Source organism: Novipirellula aureliae (assembly GCF_007860185.1).
Taxonomy (GTDB): domain Bacteria; phylum Planctomycetota; class Planctomycetia; order Pirellulales; family Pirellulaceae; genus Novipirellula_A; species Novipirellula_A aureliae.
In genome coordinates, this window is sequence record NZ_SJPY01000010.1 from 101,177 (window position 1) to 126,494 (window position 25,318).

General features: G+C 54.1%; 14 protein-coding genes and 1 pseudogene. 7 read left to right on the plus strand and 8 right to left on the minus strand.

Annotation, left to right across the window (positions count from 1 at the left end; genetic code table 11):
• Positions 1-43: 43 nt before the first annotated feature.
• Entirely contained in the window at positions 44-1,261 is a 1,218-nt protein-coding gene (locus Q31b_RS25280; protein WP_146602549.1) for a DUF1559 domain-containing protein, read from the plus strand.
• Between the two features lie 274 nt (positions 1,262-1,535).
• Complete coding sequence (locus tag Q31b_RS25285) at positions 1,536-2,906, plus strand: TrpB-like pyridoxal phosphate-dependent enzyme (RefSeq protein ID WP_146602459.1); 1,371 nt, start codon at positions 1,536-1,538, stop codon at positions 2,904-2,906.
• 888 nt (positions 2,907-3,794) lie between these two features.
• Here Q31b_RS25285 and Q31b_RS25290 read toward each other — a convergent pair.
• The 3 genes and pseudogenes from Q31b_RS25290 to Q31b_RS25300 form a co-directional block, all read right to left on the minus strand.
• Positions 3,795-3,905, minus strand: a pseudogene (locus Q31b_RS25290) (IS3-like element IS1141 family transposase); the annotation flags it as partial.
• Positions 3,906-4,025: 120 nt separating this feature from the next.
• Complete coding sequence (locus Q31b_RS25295) at positions 4,026-4,976, minus strand: ribose-phosphate diphosphokinase (RefSeq protein ID WP_146602460.1); 951 nt, start codon at positions 4,974-4,976, stop codon at positions 4,026-4,028.
• Between the two features lie 6 nt (positions 4,977-4,982).
• Positions 4,983-5,756: a sugar phosphate nucleotidyltransferase gene (locus Q31b_RS25300; protein ID WP_231617840.1), complete on the minus strand. Its 774-nt coding sequence runs from the start codon at positions 5,754-5,756 to the stop codon at positions 4,983-4,985.
• A 384-nt stretch (positions 5,757-6,140) separates the two neighbouring features.
• Here Q31b_RS25300 and Q31b_RS25305 point away from each other — a divergent pair, with 384 nt between their 5' ends.
• Positions 6,141-7,103, plus strand: coding sequence for a lysophospholipid acyltransferase family protein (locus Q31b_RS25305; RefSeq protein ID WP_146602461.1), 963 nt, complete (start codon positions 6,141-6,143; stop codon positions 7,101-7,103).
• Between the two features lie 13 nt (positions 7,104-7,116).
• A complete protein-coding gene (locus tag Q31b_RS25310) occupies positions 7,117-8,358 on the plus strand; it encodes a class I SAM-dependent methyltransferase (RefSeq protein ID WP_146602462.1) in 1,242 nt (413 codons plus the stop codon).
• A gap of 66 nt (positions 8,359-8,424) precedes the next feature.
• On the opposite strand, the gene Q31b_RS25315 is transcribed toward Q31b_RS25310, so the two are convergent.
• Positions 8,425-10,398 (minus strand): hypothetical protein, encoded by a 1,974-nt coding sequence (locus tag Q31b_RS25315; protein ID WP_146602463.1) that lies wholly within the window; start codon positions 10,396-10,398, stop codon positions 8,425-8,427.
• A gap of 250 nt (positions 10,399-10,648) precedes the next feature.
• Between Q31b_RS25315 and Q31b_RS25320 the strand changes: the two genes are divergently transcribed.
• On the plus strand, positions 10,649-11,974 hold the full coding sequence (locus tag Q31b_RS25320) for an NTP/NDP exchange transporter (protein WP_146602464.1): 1,326 nt from the start codon (positions 10,649-10,651) through the stop codon (positions 11,972-11,974).
• 346 nt (positions 11,975-12,320) lie between these two features.
• Here Q31b_RS25320 and Q31b_RS25330 read toward each other — a convergent pair whose 3' ends face one another.
• The 4 genes from Q31b_RS25330 to Q31b_RS25345 all read right to left on the minus strand — a co-directional run bounded on the left by Q31b_RS25330 (position 12,321) and on the right by Q31b_RS25345 (position 20,697).
• Entirely contained in the window at positions 12,321-14,021 is a 1,701-nt protein-coding gene (locus Q31b_RS25330; RefSeq protein ID WP_146602465.1) for a hypothetical protein, read from the minus strand.
• A 260-nt stretch (positions 14,022-14,281) separates the two neighbouring features.
• Complete coding sequence (locus Q31b_RS25335; protein WP_146602466.1) at positions 14,282-17,821, minus strand: ABC transporter permease; 3,540 nt, start codon at positions 17,819-17,821, stop codon at positions 14,282-14,284.
• A gap of 229 nt (positions 17,822-18,050) precedes the next feature.
• The gene (locus tag Q31b_RS25340; RefSeq protein ID WP_146602467.1) at positions 18,051-18,686 is read right to left on the minus strand and encodes a hypothetical protein; all 636 of its coding nucleotides are present in this window, start codon (positions 18,684-18,686) and stop codon (positions 18,051-18,053) included.
• Positions 18,687-19,563: 877 nt separating this feature from the next.
• A complete protein-coding gene (locus tag Q31b_RS25345; protein ID WP_146602551.1) occupies positions 19,564-20,697 on the minus strand; it encodes a cysteine desulfurase family protein in 1,134 nt (377 codons plus the stop codon).
• A 723-nt stretch (positions 20,698-21,420) separates the two neighbouring features.
• Here Q31b_RS25345 and Q31b_RS25350 point away from each other — a divergent pair.
• Both Q31b_RS25350 and tnpA read left to right on the plus strand, forming a co-directional pair.
• Complete coding sequence (locus tag Q31b_RS25350; RefSeq protein ID WP_146602468.1) at positions 21,421-22,572, plus strand: DUF1559 family PulG-like putative transporter; 1,152 nt, start codon at positions 21,421-21,423, stop codon at positions 22,570-22,572.
• Positions 22,573-24,743: 2,171 nt separating this feature from the next.
• A complete protein-coding gene (gene tnpA / locus Q31b_RS25355) occupies positions 24,744-25,196 on the plus strand; it encodes an IS200/IS605 family transposase (RefSeq protein WP_146602469.1) in 453 nt (150 codons plus the stop codon).
• Positions 25,197-25,318: the final 122 nt, after the last annotated feature.

The following is a 25,318-nucleotide window of genomic DNA, read 5'->3' on the forward strand; positions in this document are numbered from 1 at the left end:
GGAATGATTTAGTCTTATTGTCCTTTCTATGAAGAGAATTATGATGCAAAAGAGTACGAATGTGCGCGTGCGCGCTACGAAATTGGGTTTTACCTTGGTCGAGTTGTTGGTCGTGATTGCGATCATTGGTGTACTGGTCGGCCTCCTCTTACCGGCCGTGCAAGCCGCCCGAGAAGCGGCCCGACGAATGAGTTGTAGCAACAACCTGAAACAACTTGGTCTATCGGTTCACAACTACCATTCCGCTTACAATCAATTGCCAATGCATGGCGGGGGAACTTGGGTAGATGGAACGCCGATCGGCAGCAACTTGACCAACCGCATGGACCTTTCGATCTGGGTTGGCCTGACACCGTTTTTCGAACAACAGGCGTTGTGGGAACAGATCAGCAACCCGATGAACAATGCCACAGGAACTCCCAACCCATGGCCTACGATGGGTCCTGAAACGGATGAAACCGGTTATGGTCCCTGGGTGACTGATTTGCCGACGTTGCGTTGCCCTAGTGATCCGGGGAGTGGTTTACCAGCGATGGGACGAACGAACTATGCAGCTTGTTTAGGCGATTCGATTCACTACATGGACCAAGGGCCGTTGGGGATCGTTCAGGATACAACCCTGACGCTCGCCAATTTAGCCACGCATGCTCAGCAAGCACGAGCGGCATGTCGCGGTGCGTTTATCTCACATGATCGAACGCGTTTTCGTGACATACTCGATGGGCTTTCCAGTACAATCATCCTGGGCGAGATTGCGACCGACTTGGGGGATCGAGACATTCGCACGATGCCAGCGTTGAACAATGCGGCGGGTGGTGAGTCGGTCATGGAGGAGCCTGATTTGTGTCAGCATGAAGGTTTCGTCGATCCAACACGTCCTCAATTTTGGATCACCGGGACGCCGCCTAACTTGGCCGCCAGCGATGAAGGCCGTGGTTTCCGCTGGGCAGCAAGTGGAACTGCGTTCAACGCCATCACCACAATACTCCCACCCAATCGAGAATTGTGTTTTGATGGTGCATCGCCTAGCAGCACCGGATCCGTAACGGTCAGCAGTCGCCACCAAGGGGGGGCTCATGTCGTGATGGGCGACGGTGCTGTCAAGTTTCTTACCGACTCGATCGAGGCCGGGGACGTCCATCATGGCAACGTCTGGTTGTCGGGCACTGGCGAGAGTGCTCCAGGATCGATAAGTCCCTACGGTTTGTGGGGAGCTCTTGGGACGCGTGCGTCGAAGGAAGTCATCGACTCCGACTTCTAGCCTCCCCCATCGCGGGGAGTCTCAATGGCGATTGTTTTTTGTTTAACCACGTGGGTATCGTCCCGCTCGGTTGGAGGGGGCTCAGTGCGCAGCCAAATGGGCACGCGGTTTGGCCAGGAAAAAGCTTCGCGGTGTTGGCGAACGGGACAAAAACTTCTGTGTCTTGTGCGGAGTCGATTTCTTCGCAAGAATCATACTTTGAGTTTGCTGCCCCCAACAAACCTCCCTCCCCCCTCTCTCGCCAAAAAGTCAATCACCAGAAGTAGATTAACTCATGAACGCTTCAAAGAAGGTCTTTCTCTCCGACGCTGAAATGCCCCGCCAATGGTACAACTTGGCCGCGGATGTTCCGATGCAGCCTCATCTGGGGCCGGATTCTCAACCGATTACACCCGAGATGCTTGCTCCGGTCTTTCCGATGAATATCATCGACCAGGAAATGAGCACCGAACGCTGGATCGATATCCCTGACGAGATTATGGGAATGCTGGCCCGATGGCGGCCAACGCCGCTCGTCCGGGCAACGGCACTTGAAGCTGCAATCGATACACCAGCAAAGATCTACTACAAGAACGAAAGTGTTTCGCCTGCCGGCAGTCATAAGCCGAATACCGCCGTCGCTCAAGCTTGGTACAACAAGCAATTCGGTATCAAGCGGATCACCACGGAAACGGGAGCTGGGCAATGGGGGAGTGCTTTGTCGTTTGCCTGTTCCCTTTTGGGTTTGGAATGCAAAGTGTTCATGGTCCGAGTCAGTTTCGACCAGAAACCATTTCGCAAGATGATGATGCAAACATGGGGAGGAACCTGTGTTCCAAGTCCGAGTCCCGAGACAAACGCGGGGCGTCAAATCTTACAAGAGTTCCCCGACACACCTGGATCTCTCGGCATCGCCATCTCCGAAGCGATCGAACAAGCGGTCACGGACCCGAAAGGCGAAACCCGATACGCTCTCGGCAGCGTGCTAAACCACGTCATGTTGCACCAATCCATAATCGGTTTGGAAACCAAGGAACAACTAAAGAAGTTTGGCGAGCGGCAACCGGATGTGGTTATCGGTTGTGCCGGCGGTGGCAGCAATTTTGCTGGGTTGGCTTTCCCTTTTATTCACGATGTCATCAACGGCGACAAAATCAAAGTCGTTGCGGCCGAGCCAACGTCATGCCCGACCCTTACCAAAGCTCCGTTCACATACGATCATGGTGACGTGGCGAAAATGACACCGCTAATGCCGATGCACAGCCTCGGCCATACGTTCATTCCCGCGCCAATTCACTCGGGGGGTTTGCGTTATCACGGCATGGCGCCCCTTGTGAGTGCCGCCGTGCAGGCTGGTTTTATCGATGCGGTCGCTTTGCACCAAAAAGAATGCTTCGAATCAGGCATCTTGTTTGCTAGAACCGAAGGGATCATTCCAGCACCTGAAACCAACCATGCAATCGCTGCGACGATTCGCGAAGCAAAGCTGGCGAAGGAAGAGGGCAAAGAAAAGGTGATCGTCTTCAATTTAAGTGGGCACGGGATGATGGACCTACTCGGCTACGAAAAGTATCTCTCGGGAAACCTAGAAGACTACGAACTACCCATGGAAGTGATCGAGCGATACCAAAACGTCATCAAAAATCATCCACAACCAACCCAGTAGCAGCGTCTCTCCGAGACGCTAACCCCAGTAGCAGCGTCTCTCCGAGGCGCTAACCCAGTAGCAGCGTCTCTCCGAGACGCTAAACCCAGTAGCAGCGTCTCTCCGAGACGCTAACCCAGTAGCAGCGTCTCTCCGAGGCGCTGACCCTAGTAGCAGCGTCTCTCCGAGACGCTGAGTGTCCAAAAACCACAACCGCCAATACGAAGAACTCCAAAGGTATCCCCATCGTGCTTCGTCCAGATTTAGCTTTAGGGTGCGGTGTAACGTGGCTGGGGCTTCCAGCCGCAGTTCTGCGGAATGTGTCAATGACTGTGAGACAGCTTAAAATCACGATTAGGGTAAAAGTATAGGCTGGTCAGAGGCCAGCCCCCGAACCCTCGAGATTTTATTTGGCATGTCTCGGGTGTTCAAAGTGTTGTGTTCGTTTCTCTTTCGGCCGTGCGGTTTGTAGCCGCCACTTGTTTCCTCCGCCGAGACAAGCTCGACGGAAGGATGTTACACGTTTCAGAATTCCTTCAGTCCACGCCATTCCGGCATGTCCGGGCGGGAAGCACGTCTCGCTTGGCCTCGATAAAACGGCTTATTTTGCCGAGGTTTGTATTGGAACTTCAGATTGCCGATGCACCTAAAACATTCTTTTTGCCCTGCGATGCCTGAAAAATCTATCATTCTGTACTTGGGATTGATGAATCACCCCACAGATTCTTCGGTGGAGCTTTTTTTTCACGCTCTCGTTGGGTGCGTTGATTCAAGCTGATATTGGAATATTTTTGGGCTTCGGTATGCCGTCCACGAAACGCTCGGGGTTGTTTTTCGATGCGTCATGAAGCGTTAATTTTCTTGCAGCAATGATTTCGTCGGCTTAGCCGTCTTGCAAGGGTGTCGCTATTTCATTGTTTTGAAATGGCTAGCCGAGAACGGATTATCGTTGGAAACATGCGGTCGACTGTGTGACGTTGTACCCGCCAACAAGCCGAGTAGCTGGGCTACCGAATGGGATGCCTTGCCGGGCATCCCAACCGATCCACCCAAACGATTCATGTTGACAAAGCACGAGATACAAAGCACGAGATTACGAGTCTCGGAGAGACTCGCCTACGATTAGTACGATTAGTACGATTAGCGTTCTCGAAACAGTTCGCTAATCGATTGGTCGTGGTGAATTCGCTTAATCGCCTCAGCCAACAGCGGAGCGACGCTGAGTTGCACCATATTGGGCAATTGTTTTTCAGGTGGGACCGGGATTGAATCGGTGAAAACAATGGAGTCGATCGGAGCTTCGCGAATTCGTTCAATCGCCGGGCCGCACAAAATTCCATGTGTGCAAGCGATGTGGATTTCTCGTGCTCCCGCTTGGTGGACCAAGCGAGCTGCACCGCAAATCGATCCAGCGGTACTGATCATATCGTCAAACATGAGAGCCACTTTTCCATCGACGGGACCGCCGATGATCGTGCTTTGCCGCACTTCGGTAGCGCTGGTTCGGCGTTTGTCGACAATTGCCAAAGAACCACCAAGTCGTTTTCCATGGCCAACGGCTCGTTTGATACTTCCCTCATCCGGACTGACGACGACGATTTCGTCATCCGCATACCCTTTCGCTAGAAAATGGTCGTTGAGGACGGGAGCGGCATAGAGGTGGTCGACCGGAACGTCAAAGAAGCCTTGGATTTGGGCAGCATGCAGATCCATTGTCAGAACGCGATCGGCGCCAGCTCGGGTGATAATATTTGCCGCCAATTTAGCGGTAATCGGCACACGCCCTTCATCCTTGCGATCTTGCCTAGCGTAGCCAAAGTAGGGAATGACCGCCGTGATTCGTTCTGCACTGGCACGCTTGCAGCAGTCAATCATGATTAACAACTCTAATAGGTTGTCGTTCACAGGCGGACAGGTTGGTTGGACCAAAAAGACATCGCGTCCGCGAACGTCCTCATCCAACTTGCAGAAATTTTCGCCATCGGGAAACTTGCCGAGCGTAATTTTTGCTCGTTCCAAATGCAGATGCTGACACATTTTATCGGTCAGATCTTGATTGGCTCGCCCGCTAAAGATTTTTAGTTCACGCATATCGGTTTAGGTGTACCCCATCGATCGCATCTTTTGGTCGACTAATTGTAGTTCTTCGGGATTGTTGATCGAAAGCGATTCACAGGGTTGCAAAGCAACAATCGCCTCCACCGCTCGTCCCGCTTCCCGCAGCCAGCGTGGGCAATCGGTCAGATAGTATTCTTTTTGACTGTTCTGGTTACGCAAGTTGGACAACGCATCGAGTAGGTCGGGCGTATTGAACAGATAGGTGCTCATGTTCACTTCGCGGATCTTGCGTTGGTCCTCTGTGGCGTCCTTCTCTTCGACGATCTCCAGAAACTGGCCCGATTCGTCTCGAACGATTCGCCCCAACCCGGTCGGGTCCTCTTTTTCAAGTGTTGCCAGTAACAGAGCGGGCTTGGTGTCGTTGAAGCGATCGACCACCTTTTTAACGCTGGTGGGTTGAATCAGTGGCGAATCTCCGGCAACCACCATCGTCGGGCCTGTTTGCAGCTGCAGGGCATCTCGGCACATTTGGACGGCGTGTCCGGTGCCGAGTTGTTCATTTTGCATGACAAATTCGATCTGGCCCTCGCGATTGGCTAACTCCTGCTTGACCGCTTCCGCCTCGTAGCCAACAACGACGATTTGGCGTTTGATTCCCGCTTTTTCAAGTGAATCGAGAACAAAGTGGATCATCGCTCGGCCGACGACGGGGCATAAAACCTTCGGCAAATCGCTCTTCATCCGCGTGCCTTTACCGGCCGCCAGAATAACGGCACACGGTTCGTCGTAGGATTGCATTGATTTGTCAGACATAAGCACAGAAGGGAGATCGAATGAGAATGCAGAACCGAAAACACCGATTGGTTTCCGACGTTAAGCCCTATCGTCGCAATTGGACGGCCAGCCGACAAGCCCGCACCCGCGGCAACAGCCCACGAAAACATCGGACTTCTATTGGGAGGGGTCGTTTTGGTAGGATTAGGTGAATGACACCCTCGATTAGCCGCGTTCCTAACCGCGTCCGTTGGTTAAACGAAAAATGCCTTGTGCTTCGTCACCGCTTGATTTTAGGCTTGGCAGAATCGTGGCTGGGCATCTTGCCCGAGTAAACTGCGGCTGGAAGCCACCGCCACGAAAGATTCTTCGGCGTGACAAAGCACTCGCCTCTGCGGCCTAGTGAAAACTGGATTTTGGAACATGGATGCAATAAAAAACACCAGCAAACGCTATTTTGCTCTAGGTATCGATTTTTTTGCCTACGTGATCGTACGTCTGCTCGTTTCCGTCATCCAAACGTTGCCGCTCGACATGGGCAAATCGATGGCAGATGGTATCGCTTGGGCTGCTGCGGGACCACTGAAAATCCGCCGTTCGGCAACGGACAAGAATCTGGGGCGGGTTTTTCCAAACGCGACGGAAACGTCACGAGAAAATTTGTCGCTCGAAATGTGGCGGCATCTGCTTTTGATGGTCTGTGAAATCGCTTGGGCCCAGCGGCGGTTGCATCTCACCAATTGGAGCGACTACATGTCGTTCCGTGACAATCGACAAATCCTCGGCTATCTACTAAGCGATCGCCCCACGGTTCATGTTACCGGCCACTTCGGAAACTTTGAACTTGGTGGATACGTGCTTGGACTAATGGGCTTCAGCACAACGACCATCGCTCGAAAACTAGACAATGTCTTTTTGCATCGTTGGGTGGAGAGGTTTCGAGAAGCAAAAGGACAAAAGATGGTCGATAAGGAGGGCTGTGCACCCCTGATCGATCGCCATCTTCAAAACGGAGGAGCGCTCTCACTGTTGGCCGACCAACACGCTGGACCCAAAGGATGTTGGGTCCATTTTCTTGGCGTCCCCGCATCGAGCCATAAAGCACTCGCGCTGTTTACCCTCACCTCAGGTGCTCCGATGATGGTCAGCTATACGATTCGCGTCGCTGGAAAACCGATGAAGTTCGAAGCGGGCTGTGTTGCGGTCGCCGATCCACTCGATGATGAGCTTGGCGTCTGTGCATCGGTGACGACACTGACCCAGTGGTACAATGACAACCTAGCGATCGCAATCGATAAAGCAATCGAACAATATTGGTGGCTGCATCGTCGTTGGCGCGAACCCCCACCGCGAGTCCTCAAGCAACTCGCACGACGTGCCGCCTGAATATCGAGATACGATGAAACCGACACAGCAAACGATTGCTGAACTAATCGAATCGATGCCGCCAAGCCCAAAATTGGTAGAACGAATACGAAAGCAATTCGGAACCCAGTTGGCTGATGAGTGTTTGGCGGCCGCTAACCTGCAAATCAAAGCGAGACGCAAATTCGGCGACGGCATTTGGTGGGTCACCGAAAAATCGCTTCAGCAAGCGACTCCATGGCAGGTGGCCAAACTAAAGGCGACTTGGCTCGGCAACGGAACGATTTACGACCTTTGCTGTGGGGTCGGTGGCGACTCAATCGGCTTCGCTCGACAGACGCTCGATCGACCAGAAAATGCTCAAACCAATATCGTCGCTGTCGACGTCGATCCTGTCCTGATCCGATTTGCACAAGCCAATCTCGATTGGACTTTTTCTCAGATGCAAGCAACGGCAACCGCAAGTGTCGTTGGTGCGGATGTGACGCAGATGACATTACCGAATCGAGTCTCGGTTCACATCGACCCCGATCGAAGAGCGATGGACAGGTCAAAGAATCGATCGGTGAACGGCCGCAGCATTCGTCCGGAGGATTACAAGCCGACGCTCGATCAGACGATGCGATTATTGGAAAACACCGATGCCGCTCTCATCAAAATGGCCCCAGCGGCGGCGTTACCCGAATCGATAGTCAACGTCAGCCACCGGTCCTGGATTTCCCTTAGCGGAAGCGTTCGCGAACAAACGGTTTTGCTCGGCAATGCCATGGAACGTGCAGGACAGCTTGCCAATCGTGTTTCCGCTGTTGCGGTCGACTTCGAAGGAAATGCTCAATCGTTCTCAATCGGTTCGGATCAACCGCCGAGTGGACCGTCGTTGAAAACCGAACCCGCATCGGCACCGGGGCAAATCATGGTCGATCCCGATGCCGCGATTCGCGCGGCCGGTTTAACGGAGGCCTTCGCTCAGCAGTATCAACTTCAAACACTTGGAGGGCCAGCTGGATTCTTGACGGGCGATGGCTTGGGTGCATCCGCAAAAGACATCCCGATGGCAATCGTAGGGCAAGTTGCCTACAGCGGCAGTTGCGACAATCGGAAACTGCGTCGCGAGCTACGGAGTCGCAATTATTCAGTGCAACGGGTGAAGGTTCGCGGTACCGATCATGATCCCGCCACATGGTCTCGTCAGCTCCGCGATTGTGGTGAAATTCCGGTGACTCTATGGATCGGACGAACTCGCAAAAGGGTCTATGCTGCGATCACGGAGATCTAGTCGGCTAGGCTTGTTGCTTGGCGGATTGTTGATGGAGGGGCTTGAGCAAACGCATGCGTCCCGTGTCTACACCCCACTCTTTCGCCGGTTCACGCATTGCCAACCGCAACCGGAGAGCCAGGCCAAAGTGACCCAAACGGTACCGAACAATATCGCGGCTCCGTAGAGTGCCAAAAGAGCGATTTGAATAACATTATTCCTAATGCTATCCCATCCAAATTCCGCAACCGCAAAAAATCCGTTGAACGCAAATGCCAGAAAATAGGCCACAAGCATTGCCAATACGATTGCCCGTCGATCGCACTTTTCTTTGCTAAGAAAAACAATCATCGCTCGCGTACAAGCGGATGTCCCCAAAACACCGACGACTGCAAAAAAAATCAGTCCTTCATACAAATCGATCACATCAATCAACTTGAATAGAGTGAAACTTACTGCAGCGATTGCCGTCAGCTCAATCATCGATTGAATTCCCGTTGACGGCAAAGGTGAATCGGCATCACGAAGATGGGTTAAGGTCCACGGAGTCCAAAACTGGATCAAAATGGCGACAGTGGCTCCGGCGAGCAGTTGTGCAAGCAGCACCGAAGACATCGTAGATGGTATGTCGGACACATTTTGAAACAATGACATGGAGAATAAGAACGTCAAAAAACCAGGCACAACCATCAGCAAAGCCATACCGAATCGCATTGTCAACGAACCATACCAAAACATCGCGGCTGTTGTCGCTAAACAAAGCAAGATGAACACTGGCAAACCAAGACTCTGAGCGACGAGCATTTGCACGACGTAAGTCAGACGAGTGCCATATATGCTTTCGACAATTTCCATCAAAATCGGCAGCATGCCACCGACGAAAAACAGAGCGAACGCGATCCCCAAAAGCCCCGACATAAAACTGGTTCTTGAAACCAACGCGTGCTTCGGCAAATCGAAGAGGTGCAGCACCCATGCCGAAATGGGGGTTTCAAGATTTGCAGGAAACGATTTCGAGTCCCGCAATGGGCTCGAATCCGCCAAATAGTGACTCGCTTCTCTCTTGCGCCGTTCCTCAGGTGTTAGACAATAGGCACCGACCGGATACTCGTCGATCGCTAATTCTCTACGGCAAATGAATTGCCATCCGCATGCCTTCAGCCATTTCGTACCAAACCATAAAGTGAAGAGCAGCAAAACGCAACCAAGCACTGCGTAGGAAAACGCGGCCATCGATTTTTCTTCAAACGAGGGGCGGGTGAACCGGTTTGAATTGGAATCCGAAAACGCCATCAACGCATTGCCTAGAAATGTGACAATAAAAGATAGCGTGACCAAGGCAGCGATGTACGATCTTTTGACGCGGCGACGCTGGAGCAAAACATGCGACGTCATAATCGCAATGGCACCGAGCATCACCCCAGCGACGGAGCTGATCAAGAAAATCGTTGCGATCTCTTCAGACCTATTCGTTCCGACGATCACACACCCGATGGCAACGACAAACGTCAGTTCGATTATCGCGCGAATCCCCATCGGTCGAATCGGATCCAGATGGCTGCAAAAAGGAGATAGCGACCATGGTGTCCACCATTGATAGAAAATCGCCACGGCAGCGCATGCAAAGAAAAAGATCCCGGCACCGGCCAGCAACGCATCGGATAACACCTGGTAACTGGTTTGATCGTAGAATTCAATCAGGATCAGGCAAGGGATCGCGATGGCGGCGATGGCAGCCGCAAAACGAATCATCACGGAACCATGCCACAAAACCGGCGCTACCGTACAAAGAGCAAACATTGCCAATAGCGGCCCCGCGACGAATTGATTGACCAGCAGACGACTACCCAGTTGGTCATCAAAGTCCCAGTCAGAAAGCAAAAATGAACCAACCAACGGTAGGATGAAGGCCATCAAAAACAGCCCACTCGCCAAACCGCCAACGCCAAAAATAAAGCTCTTTACGGAAATACGATCGTTTGCCGGCGGGTCCGTGATGCGCAGCATCCATGCTTCACGTGGTACATGGTTTTCCGGGAGCAAGAAGTTTTCGGGGGGCATGTTCGAATTCGCCGTCCTTTGAGTTTTTCACATCTTATCATGTTTTCACTCAAGACGCCGTCGCTAGGTCGCTCTGCTCGCTGAGCGGAAAGTGTCGATCATTCGTGTCCCATTCGTGTACCCGCGTGCCCAACGACCCACACTTCGTATAGGATCAATTGCCTTAGCAAGTGTTTCCATCTTCGTTGTGACAAAGCACTCGCTTAACGTGATCCTCCTGAACGAAAACGATTTTACGACCAACCAACACATGACAAAAACCCCGCCCACAAATCCCAGGTTCCTATCGCGTTGGGCCATTGATATCTCGGCGAATGAGCGAGCGTCGGTGGCGTGGGCGTTCGCATGGTTCTTCTGTATTCTCTTGAGCTACTTTATGCTTCGTCCGATTCGCGATGCGATGGGAATTGAAGGTGGCACGAAGCAACTTCCGCATCTATTCTTGATGACGTTCTTGGCGATGTTAGTCGCTGTACCAATCTATTCGGCATTGGTTAGTCGTTTGCCGCGCCGGTGGCTTGTGCGCACCGTCTATCACTTCTTTGCCATCTGTCTGCTGATGTTTTGGGGGATGATGCAATTTGAATCCGATTGGCTGATCATTTGGACGGCTCGAGTCGTCTTTATTTGGATCAACGTTTTTGCGTTGTTCGCCACCAGTGTCTTTTGGAGTGTCCTAGCCGATCTGTTCGCGAGCCAACAAGGCAAACGCTTGTTCGGATTGATTGCCGCTGGAGGGACCAGTGGAGCGATTACCGGATCGCTACTGACAACGTTTGCAGCGCCCTATCTAGAGACCCGTTCGCTTCTACTCGTTTCTGCTGTTCTAATAGAGATTGGACTCGCCTGCGCGTGGAGATTGGAAAAAAATGCGCCAAGGTTAGCCGCTGCGAACCCGATTCAATGGGAAGATCCGTTGCCCGGTAAACCGAGTGGAACAAGAGGTGGCATACTGAGCGGCATTGCGGAAGTCGGTAAATCATCCTACCTAGCCATGATCTGCTTGTTCTTGCTTTTCGTTCAGCTATTGGGAACGCAACTCTATTTCCAACAAGCTCACATCGTGGAAGGCTCGATCGATTCGACCGCAGATCGAATCCAGCTATTTGCCTCACTCGATTTAGGATCGCAACTCTTCACGTTGGTAATGCAGACCGTGGTAGCGGGCATCGTCCTACGCAAACTTGGGACCCAGTTTGCCTTGGTTTTGCTACCGATTGTCTACATCGTCGGATTCCTACTGCTTGCACGCGATCCATCACTGGGCGTTTTGGTGGTGCTCGTGGTCGTCTCGCGAGGTTGTGGTTATGGAATTACCGTGCCAGCGCGTGAGGTCCTGTTTACGGTCGTTAGCAAGGAACAGAAATACAAATCAAAGAACTTTATCGACACGGTCGTCCTGCGCGGTGGCGATGCGATTGCAGGCCAAGTTTTCCGCGGTCTGCAAGGGATAGGCGTAAGCTTGTCGGCTCTCAACTACTATGCAATTCCCGTTGCCGCCATTTGGGGATTGGTAGCATGGCGTCTTGGCAAACGTCAGGAGAAACTTGCTAGGAGACGACGTACGTCAAGCTGAGCTGGTGCGCAGCAACTCGTTACAAGGTTCCCACCTTGTCTCGGGATGTTTGAGGGATCCTGCCCCCGCACGCTGTACTCAGGAGGCGGGGAGCCTCCCACCATCGTGTCCCAGTCGGGAACCAGGAACCAGGAGCCAGGAACCAGGAGCCAGGAACCAGGAACCAGGAACCAGGAACCAGGAGCCAGGAGCCAGGAGCCAGGAGCCAGGAGCCAGGAGCCAGGGGCCAGGAGCCAGGAGCCAGGAGCCAGGAGCCAGGAGCCAGGAGCCAGGAGCCAGGAGCCAGGAGCCAGGAGCCAGGAGCCAGGGTAAGCTGTCTGAAGCGGCAAAAGCCTGGGCTCCAACCTTACTGTATGTTTCGCGAGACTTCCGAGACGATTAGATGCGGCGTGTTGAGGCCTCGTAGATAGGTTTGCACACCGCGAACTTGGATCTCGCTATTTAGATGCATCCTCAGATTGACGCCTGGCGAGGGACTGGCATAAGCGATGGTCCGTCCTTGGTTGTCTGTCAATGCGAAAGGAGGGCTGTCTTTGCGTGCCGAGTACACTTGAACCAAGAATCCTGTTTGGACCGCCAAGTTTGGTGGCGTTGGAATCTCACGGGGTTGAGCGGGTGACGGTATTGTGGGCGGTTGATACTCCGTCGCAGCGGCTTGCACCACTCCAGACCCCTCTCGGCGATCGGCGATGCTGCGATACTGTTCGATGCGATCGGCCAGCAATCGTGCGCGGCCAGCGACAACTTGATCCCCTTGGGAAGAAACGAGTTGGCGAGCACGATTGGCAAGCGGAGCCAATTCCGCCGACGAGGCACTGGCGGCCATCATTCGAGAAAATGTCAGATTTAGTTGCTCCACTGTCTGGTTCTGTACTTCCGATTCGATCCTCGCAACCGCCAGTGTCGGATGAGCAACCGGCGCGATTCCACTGACTTGTGCGACGGGATACTGGCCGCGATCTCGTTTTGAACCAATCACCCAATTGCTGTCGTTGGCTTGTGCCAAATCACTCGGTGCTGCCGAGGCATTGCCAACAGTGGAATCGAGCAGTGAATCACTCATTTGCCGAACGTCCTCATCAATATCCTTGATCCGTGGGCGACCAATGAATTCTGCCGACGCGAGGGACGGTTGAGCAAGAGTCGTTTCCTGGGCACTGGATGAGTGAGTTACCGGAGCCGAGGGGCGTAGGCCGCTACCGATCGGTTGGTTCAAATTCGGGTGCGTTTGACCGGCAGGCAGCGGTGCACTTTTTAGTCTCGGAATATCATCGTATGCGATTGGTTCCAGTTCGGTATTGCGTTCACGCCGCCGGGACGACTCTTTTGTTTGGTTGTTGGAAGCCGTGCGGATCTTATCGAAGTCGTCGATGGGTTCGGTATCGGCCACGCGATCGGCCATGCGGGGGCGGTTCGGTTTTGCGATCGTTTTCTCGCCAGGCAAAAACTCGATTTCATTGGTTGTCTGTTCTCGAACGGCGGCAACCAGGGCCTCGGCATTCGGGACAACTTGGTTGCTGTGGACCCAGCGAAATTCGCCTGACGGTGGGACCGTTCGGAACCACAAACGTGGGCCATCAGGGCCTTCACGCTCGCTGCGTCCAATGATCGTGATCGGTTCGCCCTTGGCCAATTGGACTTGCCAGCGGTATTGGCGGGCGCGTCCCAGATGCGTGCCGATCCAGGAAACGGTTCCGTCCTCGATAACGACCGCCGTCTCGCCATCGGACGACAATTCAACATCATCGGCGGGAATCCAACAAAAACTGTTCTCAGGTGGCCGAACGCCGAGCCAGCCGTCAACCGTTTCGACATAAACTTCTAATTCTTGGCCGTAGCGCAGTGGGTCCGTTCGGTAAAACTCGTTCGACGGTCCACAGCGTGTGTACGCTTCCTCTTGAGCTACAAAAACCACAAACGGCTCACTCGCAACACTGCCGTCATCGGTTTGGGGAGAATCGGCAAGAATCACAGTTTCACTAGGGGATAAAACCAGTAAAAACGCGGTAAACAGGAGAAATCGACGAGTTCTCGGTTGCGATCTCATGGTGCCAACTCTTTGTTCAAAAAAGACGTTCAAAAAAGACGTTCGGTAGCGAAAGACTAGGTCATAATGTTTTTCGCGACTTCGTCACAAGGTCGAAAAGTTTCGCTGTCATTTCGTATTTCCGGGGGGTAGGCCCCGGTCGGGCGATTGCAAAATCGATTTGCCTCTCGAACAGAATGAGCGGGTATCACACTTAGATCGCCGCGATCGGACAGAATCAATTTGCAATGGATTTAGCTTCCCGATAATGTTGACGAGTGCTATTGTCCTCGCAGCGATTCTAATAGCGGCATGCGAACGACCTGGCGTACGGCAATCAATCCCGATAGCATTCCGAAAAACATGATGCCGAGGACAATGATGAGTGGCCCAGCCCATGGCGGGTTCATGCCGCTGACGATCCCGTATGGCAATACCGCCAAGATTGCACAGAGAGAACCACAGCCAATCCCGATCATCAGTAGGACCGCTGTTTCTCGCATCACCATGTTGGCAAGCCGCCTGCGTGTAAACCCGACCGCTCGCATCACAGCCAACTCGCCACGGCGGTCGAGGACGCTCCGCAATTGGGCGATTGCCAAACCGATTGTTCCGAGCAACAACCCCAGAGCACCGAGACTTTGAAACGTCCTCAAATACGTATTTTGAACGGCCAGCAATCCAGCCAACACGTCGCGGGTCTGTGATGCATCCATGCCAACATCCCCTAGTTTTCGCTCGAGTAGCGAAGCGATCGGATCAGCATTCGTTTCTCCCGAATCGATCAGAAACAATCGGTAACCACTAATCTCGGGAAAAACGGTTTCAAAGTTCTGTTCGCCAATCATCAAACGGCCTTGCAGTAGCGAATTGGAGAGCAAACCTACCACTTGAAAATAGATCGGTTTGCCTGGCTCGAACTCGAACGATGTGACTTCGCCGACACCACCTCGTAACTGCAAACTCCACATCGCGGTACCCAGATCGATCACCACGGGAAGCGGATCGTCGGCTGTGCCAGTTGCAGTCGTTTGCAGCAATTGCCAGTGACATTCCGATTGGTCATTGGCGTCCGATTGATAGCTGGCCCACTCAAAATCAGGCAATCGGTCCGGATGCTCGATCATGGTTTGCGAGAAGGATTCAGGAATCCCGACCACCGTCGGGGCCGTCGCTTGATACAAGTTATTGCAGCTAGCGTCTTGCCCAAGACGCAGCCGAAGTGGGCAAACGATTGCCGAAGAAAGCAACTCCCCATCGGTTCCGAGTAACTCGGTTTGAATTTGCCGGTTTGCCAAATCACGATAGATTGGCTGAGCCGTCTGGGCGATTAAATCAAATCCCCCCGTCCCCTTTTCCGTCGGCTGTAGTTGAAATGCATTCATAGCGATAATCAAAAACGCCGCCGTCGCCATCAAGCCAATCGTCAGCGTGCTGCGCAGTGGATGCCGCGACGCGTTACGGGCAGCCAATGAAGAGAGCGAAAACGATTGTTTGCTCGGGCTTTTCTTGTTTGCAGCCCCGATTCGGCGCGGTCGACTGAGCCAGCCGTAGACGACAGTCATTGCGGCAATCAGAAGCATCATCCCGCCTCCGACAAACCCGCCTGCTGCTGCCTGGCCTCCCTTGACCGCACCCATCGCCGCAGCGGCGCATGCGGTGATGGACAAACCGATCGCGATAAGATTGAACTTGGAAAGTTGGCCCGATTGACCCCCCTTGCGATTTTTCTTGTCTGATCCAGACTCGTCGTCTCGTCCTGCTAACAATCGCTGGGCATCAACTCGGACGATGGATCGCACGGTAAACCAAATCGTTACGAACGAAACGCCCCAACTCACGAGTCCTCCCACCAGAATACTGGTGGCTGTCCAATGAAACGTCAAAAACGGTACGGTGACCGCACCGACCCACCATGAACGCAGGCTCCACAAAACAAACATTGCATAGCCAATCCCTCCAAAAATACCGACGATGACACCAAACGCGGCGACGATACCGCCCTCGCCAAGCACGAGCCGCCCGACTCGCGACGGATTCCAACCAATCGCCAACAACGTTCCCAGCTCGCGAAGTCTGGAGGTCAATCCGAGACGAAACAGCATGGCAATCAACATGATCGCCGATAAGATGACAAAGAAACTGAGTGACAAGAACAATGCGTCGAAGGGAGTCGTTCCTTTTGACGCAGCGAGTTGTTCGCTGCGGATCGGACGCACGATCCATCCCAATTCCGCAAGCGATGGTCGTACAGCCTCGAGAATCAATTTGCTGAGCTCTGCTTCGCTTTCCCCCTCGAGCCTCTCAATGCGAAGCCCCGTCGCCTTGCCAAACCGGCTGCCGAACAAACGTTGCCCATCGGCAAGGGGCAAGAACGCCTTGGGCGTCAAGCGGTAATGGTTCCAATATGCGTCGTCATCCGGTGTGATCTTGCGCACAAGCTGGAACGGCAGGTCCCAATCGTTGATCGAATCTTGGTCCGTGACACCAGGAACCGTGGGTGTCAATCCAGGATCGTTGTAGACGGTGGGTGATTTATCGAAAACCGCTTCACGGTTCCGCCGGTAGGGGCGCGCCGGTTCGGTGATCGGTACGATATCGGTAACGACCGCCGAGAAGGTGCGTTCAACCTCCACACCCTTTTCAACTTCAGGTTCGTAATAGGAGAAACGTAGCCGTGTGCCGACTTTTGCTTCCAGTCGTCTTGCCGTCCAGTCGTTCAGCACGACAGGAACGAGCGACTCCGACGGGGGCGACTCCGACGGGGGCTGGTAGTCGAGCGGCAGCGTGGACGAGGAATCGATCGCTGTAATGATGCTATACGGCACCGTTTGAAGGACGCGTCCCGACTCATCAAGCCGCTCGATCGCGTTGGCCAAATACGTGTTTGAAACGGTCACCCGGCCATTATCGAGTCCGCTGGTGACCTTTTCGACGACCGCTTCAGGGAGCAGCAATTGTTCGGAAGTCAGTGAGTAGTAGTCAAACACAAACTCCGTATTCGGGTCGGCGTCGTCCGCTGTTGCTTCGGTTATCGCCGCTTGGCGATTCCGTTTTAGCTTCAGCCCCAGCGTGCTCAGCTTTAGATTCAAGTCGGACAACTCGACGGGAGTGGGAAACAGCACCATGTTGGCTTGCCCGCTGCGATCGAGGACGTCGCATACGGTACTCCGGCTAAGATAGACGTTCATCGGTGCCACTTGACTGGGGGTGACCGAAAACCGACCGAGTCCTCGATCGGGAATGATGTCGAGCACGCTCATCCGGGGCAAGCCTTCGCTTTCGAGTTCGCGCCGTCCCAGCGGACTGTCGGCTGGCACCGCCCCCTCGACTGGCAATCGGATCGTCACCAAATCGCCTTGGCGAACCCCTAGTTCCGAAGCCGCCGACTGGTTTAGTACCACGCCCTCCTCATCAGGAAACGCCGCTGGCAGATTCGAACCGTTTCCAAGCTCCCAAAACCGTTCGTCACAGCCGATAAGTTGGACGTTGCCAGCCCGATGGACCGTATCGGGGTCGGGAGAATACTCGGCCACGCCGGTAGGAAAGAACGCCAATGCGGCCGCGTCGGGTCGACGGCTTAGCAGGTCATCAAGTTCAAAAAACGACCCCGGCGCGAGCATGAAATCGGTTTTTCCAAGTCGCTCGAGCGTCAACTCCCGCAAACTGCCGCGCATCGAATCGCCTACCAGAAGCGCACCGACGATCACCGCCGTCGCCGTAGCAACGCCCAAACCGACCGCCAGTGAGATGGGGAGGCGAAAACGCAGCCCCGACCGGATCATCGACCCGAGGCTAAATGTTGAAACCGATTGCGGCATGGCTGATTTGTTCCTGGCGGGATGTGGCCCAGGCTTCTAGCCTGGGAGTCGTCACAACGAAGAATGAGGTTGAAGAACCTTTCGTGGCTGTGGCTTCCAGCCGCAGGTTACGGGGGCCAGATGCCCCAGCCACCCTTTTGCCAAGCCAAAAATCAAGCGGTGACAAAGCGTTAGGCCACGTTCAAGTAACTCGTCAACGAGATGGAAACCAACGGCGTGATACTCGCCCTTACTCTGCTGTGGTTTGGGTCGTGACGACCTGCTTGCGAGGGCCTTGTGGACCAGGTCGACGACCGCGCCGGCGGCCTTGTTGCAGCGGCACGAAACGACTCGCAATCGGTTGAATCAGCTTGCTGATACAAAGCTTGTTGATGCTCAAATCGGTCTCGTCCGACTCTGCTTTCAAAACCTCATGCAAACTCATCGGCAGCCGGATCGTAATCATTCGCTCTGGTTCTGCCGAATCGCTCTTCGAGGGATCTTGACCACGGACTGCCGCCACCATCTCTTGTAGCTCCATGAACTCTTCGCTCATCTCGAATTCGCGAAGCGAATCGGTATCAGGAAATAGTCGGCGGACGACGCCATCCACACCTAACATCTCGCGATAGAAAACCACCCAACTGCCGGTCTTGGCGAACGCCTCTTCGGCCAACCGCAATACCTCACGACCTCGACGCTCGACAGGGATCGCACGATCCTCCGCAGGAGCGATTCCTAAGCGGGGGGCAATGCTGCCAACTTCATCGGGGGCGGGGTCGCTAGCATAGCGGAGGTTTTCTACGGATGCAGATTGCTTGCTCGACGGATTCGAGACGTCGTGGGAGTTTGCAGCAGCATGGGTAGAAGGGGTCGAATTCATCATCAAAAGAGATTCCTTTTCTCGGTGGAAAGGTGCCATCGAAAGCACCGTGGGCGGTTGTTTGCGGCCATCCTCACCCGCCGTCAAACCGAAAATCGGAAACGTTGCTTGCAAAACAACTTAGAGCAATTGCTAGCGGGCTGCGCAGTCTTTAAGCAGGGCTGACAGAGAGCGGGCAGTCGGCGTGTGCGTAAAAATTGCGCACCCGATCAGTGTGCATTCACCAAGTGTCCACCTCGGGCTTGTTCTGGCAGGCATTCGGCTATCCCTTCAAAAGACAAGCAAAACGCAGTGCAAAACGAAAAGGAAAAGATTTGCGAAAAATGAAAGCAATCTATTTGGCATCAAGGCTTGATTGCGAGCCAGGGCTTTCGGTGAACCGCGAAAAGCAAGGCAGAGGGGCGATGGTCAGGAAATTGCCACTAGAGGGGGTGTCGCGACGGAGTCGCTCGAACCAGAGTTTCGGGGCGGAGGTCAAGGGTTCGTCAAGCTAGAAAATGCGGGAGTCCAGACTTTAGGCGTAGCATCTTGGTAGTGGATCTTGTCAAAGATCCCTGATGTAGTGGATCTTGTCAAAGATCCCTGATGTAGTGGATCTTGTCAAAGTTCCCTGACGTAGTGGATCTTGTCAAAGTTCCCTGATGTAGTGGATCTTGTCAAAGTTCCCTGATGTAGTGGATCTTGTCAAAGATCCCTGACGTGATGGATCTTTAACAAGATCCACTACGCCAGCAATGCAGTCGGGCGGCCCAATGGATCAACGAGATTGCTAGCGCACCCATGTAGAGGACTCGTGCCTGGGAGCGAAATGTCCTTCCCGAAAGCTAGGCCAAGCCAATCGAATCGGCGGACGCTTTCCGGTCGGAGCGCAGAGCGACAGTCAGGGCAAGATGCCGTCGCAAGCTTCGGCTAACAAGCTGGCTGCCCGCTGGACCTCGTCTCGACTGGTGGTCCAGCCGAGTGAGATACGGATGGTTCGGCGGATCTGCGCCTCGCTACATCCGATCGCTTGTAACGACCGAGTCATCTCGTCAGCCGGCTCGATCGATTGAGCGGTGGCGAAGACAAGTTGGCGAGCCGCTTTTTGGATTCGCGATGCTTCACACGGCATCTCAATCGCGAGTGTGTTGGCGATCCTCACCGAGTCTTCGGCAAGCAAAACGCACTCTTTCCTTAGGGACGAATTTAGCCCATTGAGAAAGAGAGCGGTCTGCTCATAAAAGTTGTCGGCGACCTCGCTCGAACAGCGACTTGCCAAGTTGGCGGCAGCTCCCAAACCGATGCACCCGGGAACGTTCTCGGCTCCCGCACGCAGTCCCATTTCACGCGGTTCCCCGAAGCGTATCGGGGACAGTCGCAGGCCGCGGCGGACGTAGATCGCTCCACTGCCTTTGGGGCCATAGAACTTGTGCCCGCTCACCGACATCGTATCGACCCGCAGACGCGTCACCTCGACGGGAAGTTTCCCAAACACCTGGCTCGCGTCGCAGTGAACACGCACCCCACGATTGTGGCAGATGTCCGCGACCTCCCGTACCGGTTGGAGCGTCCCCAGAACAGGATTGGCCAATTGCAGGCATACCAAGCGGGTGTTGTCACGCAACATCGACTTGACACGCTCCGGATCGACGACACCATCGACCTCACAGGGAAACGTTTCGATCTCGTAACCCATCGATTCGGCTTGGCGAGCCGCGGCGATGACCGAATCGTGCTCGAGGCTACTGATCAGAACATGCCCTAGCCCAACCCCTTTTTGCTGGGGGGATGCCAGTTGGCCGAAGACCGCCAGGTTATTCGCCTCGGTCCCCCCATCCGTAAATACGATTTCGAACGATTCACAACCAACCATGGTTGCAACCGACTCGCGAGCCTGCTCGAGCGACTCACCCACCGCTTGTGCTTGAGCATGCTCTTGGCCTGGCAGCATGAAATGGGTCATCCAAAAAGGCTGCATCGCTTCAAGGACCGAAGGAGCAAGCGGCGTCGTGCGGTTATAGTCGAGGTAGATCAACGGGAGTTGGGAGTTGGGAGTTGGGAGTTGGGAGTTGGGAGTTGGGAGTTGGGAGTTGGGAGTTGGGAGTTGGGAGTTGGGGGTTGGGAGTTGGAGGCGCGGTAGCCTATAGGCACCCATTCGCAAAACAAGCCCCGGTAGAGACTGCTGAAATAGCAGCATTGTTTCAGGCCGGAGGCCGACATATCCTTGCCGGTGGCGTGAGCCACCGGATCAAAGGCGATTAAGCCGATTAAGCCGCCGCAGGCCGGAGGCCGACACTTGATCACAATGTGTCGCCCTCGGGGCTAGCGGTTCGGTTGCCATCCGGTCTTTAGCCCAGGATTGCTTGTAGCCCGAATGAATCAAAACCCGATGCTTAAGCGAGGCAACTCTCCCCCCCCGCTTACGCTTTGGGTTGCGAAAAACAGGCGGATCGTTTCTCTGCAAACCAATAGGATAGTTGCGCGGCGATAGAAAACCAGATCCTTACTTAAGGTGGCTTCGCTGCAATGCTAATCGAGGTAATAGGAAATAAACGGCTGCAAAAGGTCCCGCTCGGTCCGAAAAGAAAAACGCCTGGCGGGAAAGTTGGATGGATCACGCGTAATAAAGAGGCGGAAACACTCAAAAAAACGAGTGTTTCCTATGGTTTTGTAATGAACGGGTTTGCAAGACATCGCTATCATGGTGATAATGATCTAGTCGAGCACCTTACAAACATCTTTTCTCTCGGAGTGTGTCATGAAGCGTCAAAATATCGGTTTTACTCTCGTCGAGCTATTGGTGGTCATTACCATCATTGGCATCTTGATGGGGCTATTGCTGCCTGCGATTAATGCGGCGCGAGAAACCGCGCGTCGAAACCAATGCAATACCCAGCTAAAAAACTTGGCTGTGGCAGCCATCCAGTACGAAAACACGAAAAAGGAATTGCCTGGGTACATCCAAAGTTTTGGGAACTACGCAGGCGGAACTGGGGCGTTGGACCCTGCGGATCCAGACAATTCGCTCGTGCCAGCTCACACAAAGCTAGGCACTTGGGTCGTTGCACTGTTGCCATGGCTTGATGCCCAGCCGACCTACGAACGCTGGACCGAAGATCGGTATCCACTCCTTGAAAACGGCACAACCCCAAATGGCGGAGACAATGGATATCATCAACTGTCCACGCCGAACTTGGCAATTATGCAATGTGGTAGTAACCCCGTTTCGGTAGGTGCGTTCGCTAAGAACAGCTATATCGCAAACAATGGTATGGTCGGTGCGTTGGCCGCCCCGGTTTCCGGTCCCGGTACCGGCGTTTCGTTTTTGGATTCTCAAAAACGGGCGAATGGAGCTTTCAATAATAAGTTCCCCCGGACCGATCGTCCGGCGGGACCTGCGGTTCGTCTTGACGACTTCAAGGATGGATTTGGCAATACCTTGTTGTTCTCAGAAAACGTTCAAGCGCTTCCCTGGAATCGCGTCGGATTCAGTGAGTCGGCAACGCTTCAAGATCCGACTGCAACAGCTGCCTTGAACACCCTTGCTAATGCTCCATACGGTCAAGGTATGGTTTGGCACTACGAAGACATTGACCCTGCCGCCAGTATCTCCTGGAATCACGAGGGCTATGTGCCAGGCGATATCAATGATTTTCCCCTGCACCGGATCAATGGTGGAGACGGCACGAATGATCGGTTCACTCTTACGATGAGTGCAGCAAACGCTGCCGACTTGGCTCGTCCGTCCTCGGCACACGTTGATGGCGTGAACGTTTCGATGGCGGATGGAGGATCGCGGTTTATCGCGGATTCGATCGATTACCGAGTTTACCAAGCGCTTTTGACACCTCGCGGTAAGAGCAGCGATGTGCCTTGGCCAGAGTATGTTTTGCAAGGCGAAGAGCTCTAAGCGATTCAAACCTGCAAACAAGTTTGCTTGACAATGCTTCATGACCCAGAGGGCGTTCTTCGATTTCGGAGAACGCCTTTTTTTTGTTGGCTGGGTCTCGGGATCTGCAAATTCTAAAGCAGGATTATGTTTTCCGACGCATTTCTCCCAATCGCATGAGCCACCGGACTCAAGCCCCCAATACCCCCCCCAAGGCCAGAGGCCGACACATCCTTGCCGGTGGTGTAAACCACCGGACTCAAGCTCCCATACCCCCAAGGCCAGAGGCCGACACATCGTTGCCGGTGGTGTAAACCACCGGACTCAAACTCCCGTACCCCCAAGGCCGGAGGCCGACACATCCTTGCCGGTGGTGTAAACCACCGGACTCAAGCTCCCATACCCCCCAAGGCCAGAGGCCGACACATCCTTGCCGGTGGTGTAAACCACCGGACTCAAGCTCCCATACCCCCAAGGCCGGAGGCCGACACATCCTTGCCGGTGGTGTAAACCACCGGACTCAAGCTCCCATACCCCCAAGGCCAGAGGCCGACACATCCTTGCCGGTGGTGTAAACCACCGGACTCAAGGTCCCAATACCCCCCAAGGCCGGAGGCCGACACATATTTCCCAATGAACTCCGTTATGGCTTCGCATCAACAGCTTCGTCGCGATCAAGATGTCAGTGGGTTCCGCACGATCTCTTGTAGAATTGAAGATGGAAATGTGTCGCCCTCTGGGCTAGGGAAAAAAACTAGCAAGTTTCCGGGGCCTGACGACCCCGGCAGTTTATGTGTCGCCCTCTGGGCTGAAACAACAACGACTCTCGAACAAATCGATAAGAACTTGGCCATGGAGCTGACATATCGCTTCCGCCCGCATAGAGGGCAGGCCACCAAGTAGAACACCCAGGTCACCAAGGCCAGAGGCCGACACATCCTTGCCGGTGGTGTAAACCACCGGACTCAAACTCCCGTACCCCCAAGGCCGGAGGCCGACACATCGTTGCCGGTGGTGTAAACCACCGACTCAAACTCCCATGCCCTAAGGCCGGAGGCCGACACATCCTTGCCGGTGGTGTAAACCACCGGACTCAAGCTCCCAATACCCCCCAAGGCCGGAGGCCGACACATCCTTGTCGGTGGTGTAAACCACCGGACTCAAACTCCCGTACCCCCAAGGCCAGAGGCCGACACATCCTTGCCGGTGGTGTAAACCACCGGACTCAAGCTCCCATACCCCCAAGGCCGGAGGCCGACACATCCTTGCCGGTGGTGTAAACCACCGGACTCAAGCTCCCAATACCCCCTAAGGCCAGAGGCCGACACATTTTTGCCGGTGGTGTAAACCACCGGACTCAAGCTCCCATACCCCTAAGGCCAGAGGCCGACACATCCTTGCCGGTGGTGTAAACCACCGGACTCAAGGTCCCAATACCCCTAAGGCCAGAGGCCGACACATTTTTGCCGGTGGTGTAAACCACCGGACTCAAGCTCCCATACCTCCAAGGCCAGAGGCCGACACATATTACCCAATGAACTCCGTTATGGCTTCGCCTCAACAGCTTCTCCGCGATCAAGATGTCAGTGGGTTCCGCACGATCTCTGGTAGAATTGAAGATGGAAATGTGTCGCCCTCTGGGCTAGGGAAAAAAACTAGCAAGTTTCCGGGGCCTGACGACCCCGGCAGTTTATGTGTCGCCCTCTGGGCTGAAACAACAACGACTCTCGAACAAATCGATAAGAACTTGGCCATGGAGCTGACATATCGCTTCCGCCCGCATAGAGGGCAGGCCACCAAGTAGAACACCCAGGTCACCAAGGCCAGAGGCCGACACATCGTTGCCGGTGGTGTAAACCACCGGACTCAAACTCCCGTATCCCCAAGGCCGGAGGCCGACACATCCTTGCCGGTGGTGTAAACCACCGGACTCAAGCTCCCATACCCCCAAGGCCGGAGGCCGACACATCGTTGCCAGTGGTGTAAACCACCGACTCAAACTCCCATACCCCCCCAAGGCCGGAGGCCGACACATCCTTGCCGGTGGTGTAAACCACCGGACTCAAGCTCCCATACCCCTAAGGCCAGAGGCCGACACATCCTTGCCGGTGGTGTAAACCACCGGACTCAAGCTCGCGTACGCGTACCCCCAAGGCCGGAGGCCGACACATCATTCCCCAAGGGACTCCGTTATGGCTTCACATCAACAGCTTCTCTATCACATCGTCTTCAGCACGAAAGAACGCCGGCTGCTGTTGCAAGACAATCTTTTTCGTGATCATGTATGGACCTACATGGCAGGCGTCTGTACGAACTTGGAGGGACACGCTTTGCGGATCGGTGGTTACTTCGATCATGCACATTTATTGGTACGTATCCCAGCCAAAATTGCCGTTGCCGATTTTGTCGGTAGGCTGAAAGCCAACACCAGTAAACATATCAACGAAAGTCGCGATGCGATTTTGAAGTTTCGTTGGCAGGACGGGTATGGTGCGTTCACGGTAAGTCCCTCAAAGGCCGCTGATGTCATCGGTTACATTGATCGCCAATTGGAGCATCATCGAAAGCGGACCTACAAAGAGGAGTTTCTCAAGATGTTGCAGGATCATGAAGTCGAGTTTGATCCGCAGTATCTTTGGGAGTAGGGAAGATTGAATGTGTCGCCCTCTGGGCTTGAAGATCGCTAATGCAAGCTTCCGGGGCCCTGACGGCCCCGGTCGTTCATGTATCGGCCTCTGGCCTAGTCGATCCGTGTTCTTGTGGACGA